Origin of the sequence: Vibrio sp. 10N.222.48.A3 (genome assembly GCF_041475345.1) — a bacterium.
GTDB lineage: Bacteria > Pseudomonadota > Gammaproteobacteria > Enterobacterales > Vibrionaceae > Vibrio > Vibrio tasmaniensis_A.
Window position 1 is genome coordinate 1 of sequence record NZ_JBFRVX010001308.1, and the last position, 1,154, is coordinate 1,154.

The window sequence follows — 1,154 nt, forward strand, 5'->3', positions numbered from 1 at the left end:
AATCACCATTGAGTGAAATCGTTGCAACCCCTTCTGTAAATGGGAAAGTTTGTGCCGCATCTGGGAGTAGATTTTGGTCTAACTTGTATTCGACCCCATCGTAAGACAATGATTGGATTGTCGAACCATCCGCACCCTCAAAGTTGAATAGATTATAAGAAACAACAGTATCGCCCGCCAAAGTCGGTTCATCGACGGAAACGACATTATCGATGAGTTCGACCACATCATCTTTTACACTGATTAAGATCTCAGCAGCTTCTGGTGTGTTTGACCCACCAGACAGTGCAGAGCGGTCACCATCCGAGTCAACCGCGTAAATGGGCAATACAAAGGTTAGCAACTCACCTTCAGCACCTTGGTGTGAAAGCGATTCGTACAGAGTAAATTCATAATTCCCCAATGATGGACTATCGACTTTAACGTCAAAGACCGTAATTCGAGATCCATTGACCTCAACATAACCTTCATACGTTCTCACATCATTGGTTTGACTAACTAACTCTAATTGAACGGCAGCACCATTGGAAACCAAGGCTCCCGCTGTATTAAATTCAGTCGGTTCAAGTTCGTAATGGTCAATAATGTCACTTTCAAAAACACTTGCTGTGATACTGCCAATACCACCTACTGGGGTTGTTCCTTCTTGTGAGCCACCAACAATGCCTGACTCATCAACATCGATGCCATCAACATTAATAATGAACGGGCTATCACCATCAGAGATATCAACCTTAATCGTATTCGTTACGACATCCTGGTCAAAATCGGTAACCGTAATCGGTAGAGAGAATGAAAGCGTGTCGGAGCTCACTTCTTCTATTGGTTTAAACTGTTGGAAATTATATGTGCCATCGGTATCGAGGGAGATTGTGAGAACAACCTCACCTCTCCCTTGAATAGACAGAGTGATCGTTGTTCCGTCATCAGACAGTCTTGCAACCGTATTTTGGTTATCACTGAGCAGCCCATCAAACTCTTCTAACGCACTTGCATCAAAGACAGCAGATTGAAGTTTATCACTTCCAATATTAGAAAAAGTGCCTTCAATAGGTGCACTACTCGTTTCTACATTATTGATATTCACGCTTTCAGCAGACGGATTCACTCCGTCAAATAAAGTAACCAGCGCATTAATTGGTGATGCTATTGGG

At 42.9% G+C, this 1,154-nt stretch carries 1 protein-coding gene; it reads right to left on the reverse strand.

Going from position 1 to position 1,154, the window contains the following annotated elements:
- The coding region (locus AB4653_RS25915) for a DUF5801 repeats-in-toxin domain-containing protein (protein WP_372105661.1) at positions 1-1,154 on the reverse strand (1,154 nt) is incomplete at both ends.